This window comes from Paenibacillus thermotolerans, from assembly GCF_028745515.1.
GTDB lineage: Bacteria > Bacillota > Bacilli > Paenibacillales > YIM-B00363 > Paenibacillus_AE > Paenibacillus_AE thermotolerans.
The window spans coordinates 22852-31993 of sequence record NZ_JAQZSG010000043.1 but is presented as its reverse complement, the minus strand read 5'-3'; the positions used below and the strand labels follow the sequence as shown (position 1 = coordinate 31993).

8 protein-coding genes are annotated in these 9142 nt (G+C 53.2%); 1 reads left to right on the top strand and 7 read right to left on the bottom strand.

All coding sequences use genetic code 11. The annotated features are described in order from the left end of the window. Positions 1-258: 258 nt before the first annotated feature. Positions 259-1260: a GPR endopeptidase gene (gene gpr / locus PT964_RS23400; RefSeq protein ID WP_274365786.1), complete on the bottom strand. Its 1002-nt coding sequence runs from the start codon at positions 1258-1260 to the stop codon at positions 259-261. 169 nt (positions 1261-1429) lie between these two features. Between gpr and rpsT the strand changes: the two genes are divergently transcribed. Then, positions 1430-1702, top strand: a complete 273-nt coding sequence (rpsT, locus tag PT964_RS23395) for a 30S ribosomal protein S20 (protein ID WP_274365785.1) — start codon at positions 1430-1432, stop codon at positions 1700-1702. A gap of 158 nt (positions 1703-1860) precedes the next feature. On the opposite strand, the gene holA is transcribed toward rpsT, so the two are convergent. The 6 genes from holA to PT964_RS23365 form a co-directional block, all read right to left on the bottom strand. Then, on the bottom strand, positions 1861-2925 hold the full coding sequence (gene holA, locus PT964_RS23390) for a DNA polymerase III subunit delta (RefSeq protein WP_274365784.1): 1065 nt from the start codon (positions 2923-2925) through the stop codon (positions 1861-1863). Positions 2926-3172: 247 nt separating this feature from the next. Beyond that, a complete protein-coding gene (locus PT964_RS23385) occupies positions 3173-4369 on the bottom strand; it encodes an anti-sigma factor family protein (protein WP_274365783.1) in 1197 nt (398 codons plus the stop codon). Continuing rightward, positions 4366-4914 (bottom strand): RNA polymerase sigma factor, encoded by a 549-nt coding sequence (locus PT964_RS23380; RefSeq protein ID WP_274365782.1) that lies wholly within the window; start codon positions 4912-4914, stop codon positions 4366-4368. Before PT964_RS23380 ends, PT964_RS23385 begins: the two co-directional genes overlap by 4 nt. 171 nt (positions 4915-5085) lie before the next feature. After that, complete coding sequence (locus PT964_RS23375) at positions 5086-6168, bottom strand: S-layer homology domain-containing protein (RefSeq protein ID WP_274365781.1); 1083 nt, start codon at positions 6166-6168, stop codon at positions 5086-5088. 87 nt (positions 6169-6255) lie between these two features. Then, positions 6256-8088 (bottom strand): UbiD family decarboxylase, encoded by a 1833-nt coding sequence (locus PT964_RS23370; protein WP_274365780.1) that lies wholly within the window; start codon positions 8086-8088, stop codon positions 6256-6258. Between the two features lie 115 nt (positions 8089-8203). Then, positions 8204-9133: a phosphotransferase gene (locus tag PT964_RS23365; protein WP_274365779.1), complete on the bottom strand. Its 930-nt coding sequence runs from the start codon at positions 9131-9133 to the stop codon at positions 8204-8206. Positions 9134-9142: the final 9 nt, after the last annotated feature.

Below are 9142 nucleotides of genomic sequence, written 5' to 3'. Positions count from 1 at the left end.
TATCTATTGGCTCCTACGAGGTGTCCACTTTTTATTCTAAACCCAATGGTTCCGTTGGAAGCAGTTACTTGTCCGGTGTGAGGTGCTGCAGCGGATTATCGTTCCACAAAGTTCCGCTGCATTCATGCACGCGGTTCCGCCGGAGGTAAAAGCCGGGCAGTTACAGGAGCCGCTCGTTGTCCTGCTCACCTGCACACCTACCTGATTGCCGCGCAACAAAAAAGCCGCCTCCACCAAGAGAGCGGCAACCCCATTCCGTTAATGCGTATAAGCCGAAACATTATTGGCATCGACTGCTTCGTGAAGCGAGGCATTGAGCCCGCTGGCGATAATATTCGCGATATCCTCAATGAACTGGTCGATATCCTTCGGCGTAACGAGCAAATCGTGTCCCAGAGGATTCAGCACCTCCCGCACCATCCCGAGCCGGTCCTCCTCCGTCATATTCGGCAGCATTCCCAGAATGGCCCCCGGATTGTTCGTCTGCTTGCCGAAATTTTGCGACAGCATCTCGATCGTCGAATTGACGATGGTCGATGCGTACACGACGGTCGGAACACCGATCGCAATGACAGGCACGCCCAGAACATCTTGGGTAAGACCTTTTCGCTTATTGCCGATCCCCGACCCCGGATTAATCCCGGTGTCCGCGATTTGAATCGTCGTATTCACTCTTTCCAGCGCCTTCGAAGCAAGCGCGTCGACGGCAATGACGAGGTCCGGCTTCGATTTCTCGACAATGCCTTGAACAATTTCGCTGGTCTCAATCCCGGTAATGCCCAACACCCCAGGAGCTACTGCGCTTACCTGGCGGTATCCAGGCGCAACCCGATCAGGCATCAGCTCGAAAAAATGCCGCGTCACCATCACGTTCTCTACGACAATCGGGCCCAGCGCATCGGGAGTGACATTCCAGTTCCCCAAACCGACGATTAATATTTTGTCATCCTTTGATATGTTAGCCCGATTCAAATATTGCTCGAATTCTTTCGCAAAAATCGTCGCGACCCGATCCTGAAGATCGGTATCCTTCTGCCGCAGACCGGGCACCTCGATCGTTAAATAGTGGCCTTGCTGCTTTCCGATCGCCTTCGCGCCCTCTTCCGACGTAATATCGATTTTCGTAATAAATACGCCGTTGTCCTCAACGGTTTGCGAATCGACTCCGGGGATGTCGTCCCCATGCCGGGCTTTCGCCATCTCCTTCGCATCCAAGGCCAAATCGGTCCGCACCGAGTACGCGCTTAAATCGATACCCATAGACAAATAACTCCCCTCATCGCATACTTACCATTAGTTTGCGGAATTGGAGGAACGTTTATTCGGCTGGCAAGGACAAAAAGGTTGCTTTTTGGCGCCTACGAAGCTATAATGTTAAAAGTTGACTTGAAACACCCTGTTCGGTTGTCTATCAAGGAGGTGAAACGGCATGCCTAACATTAAATCCGCTGAGAAACGCGCAAGACAAAGCGAAAAGCGTCGCCTTCGCAACGCTTCCCAGAAGTCCGCTCTTCGTACGGCTGTAAAGATTGCTGAAACGACTGCATCGGCTAACGACGTTGATAAGGCAAAAGAAGCCCTCCTGGCTGCTACGAAGAAGTTGGATAAGGCAGTTACGAAAGGCTTAATTCATAAAAACGCAGCAGCTCGCAAAAAATCCCGCTTGGCTAAGAAAGTAAACGCGTTATCCGCGCAAGCTTAATTCCACGGGTACCAAGGATAAACGGGCATTCGTCCTTTCAGGACGAATGCCCGTTTACCGAAGACGAGTTCAGGTGTTATAATCCGCTGGATAAACTTTCTGAATCGTGAATATAAAGGCGAGAGTCCATAGGGGCTCCCGCCTTTTTTCATTTCGTTTTACCCTCTCGCAGTCGCAGCAGTCGCAGCCGCCGAAGCAGCCGCCGAGCCCAGCCGCAAAATAAACAGCTCCAGCCCCAGCACCTTATCGATCAGGCCGGTTTTCATACCGTAGTCCAAATCGGCAAGCTCCGCGATGATCCGCTCCAGCGTTTCGGGCTTATACCGCTTCGCCTGCTCCGACGCCATCTTCACTGCAAACGGATGGGCGCCAAGCTGCGAGGCGATTTGCGCTTGCGAGAAGCCTTGCCTTTGCAGCTCCTTCGAGCCGAGCATCATCCGGAATTGCCGGACAATCAGCGCAAGCAGCTTGATCGGCTCCTCCTTCTCCTTGAGCAAATCGTGAAGGATCGTCATCGCCCGCTCCGGCCGCAGCTTTGCGATTTCTTCCACGAGCAAGAATACATTCTGCTCGGTCGTTCTCACCGTAAGCTCATCGACCGTCGAGCGGGTAATAACATTTCCGCTGCCCACGAACAGCGACATCTTCTCGATCTCCGCCGCCAGCGCCGCCGCATTGCCTCCTACACGCTCCAGAAGCGCTTGAACCGCATCGTCGTCGATCCTTACGCCCCGCCCCGTCGCCTTCTTTCCTACCCAAGCCGCCAGCTCCGACGGCGACATGGGGGCGAACGAGATCACGGCATCCGCTTGCTTAAGCGCCTTTACGATCTTTTTCCGTTCATCCAGCTTTTCCGCGTGAACCGTAAACACAACAATCGCCGTGTCGGACGGGCTTTCCAAATATTTTTGCAGCAGTTCCATCCGATGCTCAGCCTTGGAGGTGTCCTTCCCGCCCGTAAGAAACTGAGCGCCGGAAGCGATCACCAGCTTTGTAGGAGCAAGGAAAGGCGGCGTTTCCGCATCATCCAACACCTGCTCCAACGAAGTGTCGTACAGATCGTACCGGCTTAGCGCAAAATCTTTCGAGTCCGGCTCTACCGCGTGTTCAATCAACAGATCGAGCCACTCGCCGATTAAGTACGTTTCGGTCCCGTGCAGCACATAGATCGGCTTGTACACGCCTTTCAAAATATCCCGGGCCGCTTGTTTATAATCCGCCATCGTCGTTCTCTTCTCCCCCGCAGCAGCACTTACTATGATAAGAATAACTTCTATCGGCTCCACAACGCAACAAGAGGGCCGCGCTGAAAAAGCGCGGCCCCCTTGTTCCAGCACATCTATATAAACATTCGAGCGGAAGACCTAGGAACTTCCGCTTGAATGGCTATACTGCCTTGGAAGGATTACCGTTCCTACACTATACGCGTAACCTCTCGCGGCTGTGCATGGTTTTTGCACATTTTTCGAATTATCGGGCTAATTGATCTTCCGTTCCTGCGGATACGTCGATGGAGAAGGTATGCTCGCCGTCGGCCATTACGACCGTATAGCTTACTATTGCTCCGCTCCATTCATTGAACCGGATTTCCGTTCCGCTCGGCCATACCTTCTCGGAGGAGAACACAATGGCGCCCTCCGGCGTCGCTACCACTACAATGAAGCTTGAGTCTTTCCGCGGCTGTACCGTCGCCACCAAGCTTCCGTCCTCATTGGCAAGCGACTTGCTATGATCCGGCTCCCGCACTGCGGCGAAGCCTTTGTTCCGATTCGATGCGCCGTCCTGCAGCTCGGCCGGCGGGACAGACTCCGATTCGGGCTCCTCCGGCATCGCGGCAATACCGAATACATCTCCTCGTTCGTCGATAGGTTGAGACTCAGGCGCGGCTTCACGATCGTCAGCCGTCCCCGAAGAGCCTGAAACGCCCTCTCCGGATCCGTCATTCGGGATCGTGGCTATTTGGGCTTTTCCGATTTTGTCGAAGCGGTCGCCGTTCGAATCCGAAGGAGCTGGCGGAGCCGTGTCGGAACCCGTATCATCCGGCTCCTTCACCTTAACAGGCTCCCCAGGCTCTTCGGCAGCCTTCGGCAGCTCGGCCGATCCCGTTGCGACAGGCGCCTCATTCGCATCGGCCGCTTCCTCCGTCTGTGCCGACTCCTTTGACGCCGCCAGCTCATCCGCAGCCGTATCGGCGGCGGCAAATAACGACGCTTCGGCGGAGCTTGCCGTATCCTCCATAGATCCTGAAGACTGCTCTTTAAAGGTTTCCGGCAGCCCGTTAAATATCATAACGCCAAGCAGTACGGCAGCAGCTGCAATCCCGCCCGCCGTCCAAGCGGGTGTGCGGAACGTTCTGCGCGTACGTCGCATCGGAACAGGAGCAATCTCCGATTCATGTTCCTGCCGTGCGGCCGCTTGCGCCTCGTCCGCCGCGTTTGCGGCTGCGTCGATTTCCTGCAGCTTGGGCAAGATCGAATCTACAATGCTGAAGGCGGGGGTGACCTTGGGCAAGTTTTCCAAATCTTCATTCAACAGCTCCAGCCGGCGCAGCATATCCGAGCATTCCGCGCAGCCTTCTGCGTGCTCTCTCATACGTTTCGTTTCTTCTTCATTCAAGTCATGATCAAGGTGTCTTTGCATGAATTCCACCACCTCTTCGCAGCTCATCCCCGAACACCACCCTTCTGGTACTCCTTCAACAGCGTTTGCAGCTGTCGTCTTGCCCGGAAAAGATACGATTTCACCGTATTAAGCGGGAGCCCCAACGAATCAGCAATCTCGTTATAGGAGAAATCCTGCATATATCGAAGCACGACGACGGTGCGGTGATGCTCAGGCAGCTGATTAATCGCCTCCCGAATATCTTTGGCCGCGTAGGATACCATAACTTCGTGTTCCACGTCCTGCTCGGTTTCAAATACCAAATTGTGCTCCTCGATCGAGACGGACGCCTTCGACCGCCGGAACTTGTCGATGCAAATATTCGTTACGATTCTTTGCACCCAAGTTTTAAATTGCGCCTTTTCCTCGTATGAATGAATCTTGGTGTACACACGAATTAGCGCCTCTTGCGCCGCATCCATCGCATCCTGCTCATTGTTCAAAATGTAATAAGCAGTCCGATATACGTGTGTTTCTATCTCTCTCAATAAAGAAATTAGGGCGTCGCGATCGCCCGATTGAGCGGCTCTGATCAGATCTTGCTCCACCAAGACAGGTTCCCCCTTCCTTGCAACATTTTAGACGCGCGTTACGGTCATTTTGTTGCAAATCATGATTAGCGTAGCAAAACTTTCGTTTTTTCGATAGAAGTATTTCATTCCACACACAAAAAGAGAGGAGCGCTTAGGCGGCACTCCTCCCGGTAATTACCATTAATACTGTTAAAAGGGTTCCGTTTGATCCGGCAAATACTTCACCAACGCTTCTTTCAGAAGTCCCAGCTGTTCCGATTCGTGAGCGACATAGGACATTTCTTCCACCCAGCCGAACCAGGGCGAATTTTTCGGTACATCCGGCCAATGCTGCTCTACCTTCGTTTGGCCGTCGGTCAGCTCGCCTCGTTGGAGCGCTATGGCGAACAGCTGCGCTACAATGTCTCGGGGAACGGCTGATTCAAAAACATCTTCTCCGTTATAGCGGAAGTATCCGAGAGCGATCGCCGTTTTTGCATCGTTCTCATACCATTTGCCCTTGCTTTTCGCCGGGAGCTCGATATTCGCCGGAACTGCGTTCACGCCTTTAATCCGAAGAGTGATGGCGATCCATTCGGCCAACGTAATGGGCTCATCCGGTCTAAAACGTTCGCCGTCGCCTACCATGTAGCCCGCTCCCGCCGTTTTTTCAATATATGGCTTCGCCCAATGTCCGCTTCGAATATCCTTAAAAGTTCGCATGTTGTTGCTGTCCGTCAAATTGAGTTCCCTGGCTACGATTGTGGCCGCCTCGGCACGGGTCATAAACGATTTCGGGCGGAACGTGCCGTCGGGATATCCGTTAAATACCGGCTGGTGAACCTCGGTGCCGATCGTAACCGCAACATCCTTGACTTGGCCTTGCTGCTTGCCGTCAATTTCCATAACGCATCCGAGCTTGACTTGCTCGCCGACGTCTTCACGAACCTTAACATTCAAATGAAAAACGTCAGCTCCTAATCCGCCTTTTACATTCCACTTTACGGTGCCTTCAGCCTGATCCCATACTCCGCCCTGCAAGTCGCCGTCGACCTCGACTCCGCCGGGGACTAAGACCTTCACCCAAGCTTTGTCGAAATTTTTGTTGCTGACGGCGTGAGCCAAAATGTGGTATGAAATTTTCCCTTTTTTCTTCGCTGACTTCTGGTCGGCAAAGCACTGCAAATCGGTTACGGCCGTAATACCGGCATCGGCTGCAACTGCGGCTGCGGGCAGCACCGCTGCGAACGACAGCAGCAATGCAAGACCGGCGGCCAATAATGGTTTGTACATATTGCGCATCCTCCTTTAGTAACCACCATGCTGGAATAACATAGTATGAGAGAATGCGTCTGAATATGATAGTTCGAAGGCCGGATTTTACTCGAACTTAATTCCTTCCAAGCTTGCCCCTTTCGTAAAGAAACGTGCGATGCTTCGCTCCACCGCCGGATCGGGGATTAGCGCCGGCGCATGATGAGGCTTCGAACGGGCGTCGATAACAACATTGTCGCAGGACCAATGCTTGTATTCATATCTACTGTTCACACCGTACATATCGTGGGAAGGATTGCTGCGCGTAAATGTAACCCAAAGGAAATTAGCAATGTCGCTGCTGACAAACCGGCTGTCGTCGCACACGACGATCACCGGACAATCCCCGACCGGTCCCTTCTCCGCCAGCGCGGACGTCAGCTCGTTCATTTCCAGCTCTGCATTCGCATAAGTGGTAAAGGACGGCCCTTGCAGCGCGGCAACCCCCGGCATAACGAGGCTTGCTTGTCCGAAACCGCGAATTTCCTTCAGCGCATCCGGAATTTCCGTGCACAAATCCCGCTTCTTCCCGCCGTACGCCGCAAACACCGCTTTGCTGCCGCTGTTCAGCCCGGTCCCCGAATAATCCAGCGTATCGATCGTCGTATTCGTATAAAAATGAATATCGCGGCGAAGATCGATACGCTCCAATACATAAGAGAAGAAATCGGCAATGCGGTGGGTGTCCAGAGGACGATCCTCTTCCGCCGTTATAAATAAATATTTAGCCAAGCTAAGCTGTCCCGTCCCGAGAATCCGGTTCGCTTGCGTAAGCAGCTCAGCCGGCTGCTTCGGCCGCTCATAGGGCGTGTACCGCTCGCTGCCGATCGCCAGCAACAGCGGATGTACGCCGGCGGCGTCAACGGCATGCACTTGCTTGACGCCGGGAATTTCCTGCTTGATCGCATCGCCTGTCAGCTCGTGAATAATTGCGCCGAACGCGGTATCCTCCTGCGGCGGACGCCCGACGACAGTGAACGGCCAGATCGCGTTCGGTTTCGCGTAAACCTTGTGCACCCTCATCACAGGAAAAGGATGGGTAAGGCTGTAATAACCCAAATGGTCGCCGAACGGTCCTTCCGGCTTCGTCTCGCCCGGGAATATTTCGCCGGTAATGACGAAGTCGGCGTCCAAGCTGATGCAATAGCCGTCGACGTAGCTGTAGCGGAAGCGGCGCCCGGCAAGCAGCCCGGCGAACGTCATCTCGCTTAAGCCTTCCGGAAGCGGCATGACGGCAGCCAGCGTATGAGCCGGCGGACCGCCTACAAAGATGCTGACCTTCAGCGGGGCACCGGCCTTGCTCGCTTTGGCTTGGTGGATGCCGATTCCGCGGTGGATTTGGTAATGCAAGCCGACTTCCTTGTCGGTCTCATAGTCATTGCCGTTAAGCTGAATCCGGTACATGCCCAGATTCGCGTTCATGATGCCCGGCTTTTCCGGGTCTTCCGAATACACCTGCGGCAGCGTGATGAAGGCGCCTCCGTCGTCAGGCCAGTGGCGGATCTGCGGCATATCCGAGACGGATATTTCCTGAAGCTGCTCAAGTCCGGACTGCTTCGACGGCAGCGCGTTCCATGCGGCCAATCCGGAACTGAAGTTGCGAAGCGGATGCTTCAAAGCCTTCATCGGATCGCTGCGCAGCGCGATAACGTCCTGCACCGCGTCCCACGTCTCCCGGAACAGAAATCGGCTGCGTTCTACTGTTCCAAACAGGTTGGATACTGCGCGGTATTGAGATCCCTTCACATTCTCAAACAACAAGGCGGGGCCGCCCGCCGCCTGCACTTTCAGATGAATCGCCGCCATCTCGAGATTCGGGTCGACTTCTTCACGGACACGGATCAGGTGCCCATGCCGTTCCAAGTCGAGTACACATTGCTCCAAACTCCGGTATTTCATGTCATTTTCTCCTTATATATTGCGGGTTGCCGGGTATTCTATCACTATTAAATTCAATGTATCAATCTTTCGTCCCGAAAACAAACTTTGTCGCTGCGGCGGCGCTCTCTAGCGGTTACCCTACTACCATGCCTAAATAATTGTTAAGCGACTGCAGAGTGCTCGGGCTTTCTTTCCAATCCCAAAGCGTCCAAGCCATATACCGCAATCCGATATAACGCGAAGCGGTCCGGTACTGCCGAATGTAATGGGCAAGCGGAATGTCAATGTTTGAAGCTGCCAGCAATTGATGGTAATTTTCCGCCGAATGCCGATCGCGAAAGGGAAGAGGAATATCCAAATAAAATGTGCCGTACCGAGCCTCCTCCCAATCTATGAAAAAGACCTCATTATCGTTGGTGCTAAGTATGTTACCGGGGTGAAGATCCGTATGGATCAGCGTATGAGAGAATTCGTCGTTCAGCACATGTTCCATATCGTCAATGATTGTTGCCGCCGCAGCTTGTACATCTGGAATATAGGCGCGAAATTTCTCGCGAAATTGCCCATCCTTTAATGCTTTTTCCCATTGCGGTTTCCAACGTTCTTGGAGCATGCCGGTAATGTACCGTCGATCCGCAAATGAAAGCCACGACAATTCCTCTGAACGCCGGTAATTAGAAGCATGAATGTGCGCCAATGCTTTAGGTATCTTGTGCTGCTCAATTACATGTAAATCGAGTTTCGTATAATCCGTGTTGTGATCGATATCCTGCATACACACAAAGCTTGGCGAGTCTGGCTCCGGATCGTCCGAATAATGAAACGGTACCTTAGCCGATTGGGAGCATAGTAAAGAAAGTGTTCTTCGTTCGTGTAATGAGGCTTTTTTCGTTACTAGAAACACTTCCTTTTCAATGCCCCGCTCGATAACCGCAATTTTATGGCGAAACAACTCGACCGATTGAAACCCCGGTTTGATTGGCCGTTCTTCTATTTCAACGATCCGAGCGAAGGGTGCCCATTTTTTCATCGCATCTTGGATGATTCGGTGCTGTTCATTCATACATTCCCC

Bases quoted from the DNA above. Each gene is read 5' to 3' on its own strand.
- gpr (WP_274365786.1), bottom strand. From the start codon at position 1,260: ATGGGTATCGATTTAAGCGCGTACTCGGTGCGGACCGATTTGGCCTTG.
- rpsT (WP_274365785.1), top strand. From the start codon at position 1,430: ATGCCTAACATTAAATCCGCTGAGAAACGCGCAAGACAAAGCGAAAAG.
- holA (WP_274365784.1), bottom strand. From the start codon at position 2,925: ATGGCGGATTATAAACAAGCGGCCCGGGATATTTTGAAAGGCGTGTAC.
- PT964_RS23385 (WP_274365783.1), bottom strand. From the start codon at position 4,369: ATGAGCTGCGAAGAGGTGGTGGAATTCATGCAAAGACACCTTGATCAT.
- PT964_RS23375 (WP_274365781.1), bottom strand. From the start codon at position 6,168: ATGTACAAACCATTATTGGCCGCCGGTCTTGCATTGCTGCTGTCGTTC.
- PT964_RS23370 (WP_274365780.1), bottom strand. From the start codon at position 8,088: ATGAAATACCGGAGTTTGGAGCAATGTGTACTCGACTTGGAACGGCAT.
- PT964_RS23365 (WP_274365779.1), bottom strand. From the start codon at position 9,133: ATGAATGAACAGCACCGAATCATCCAAGATGCGATGAAAAAATGGGCA.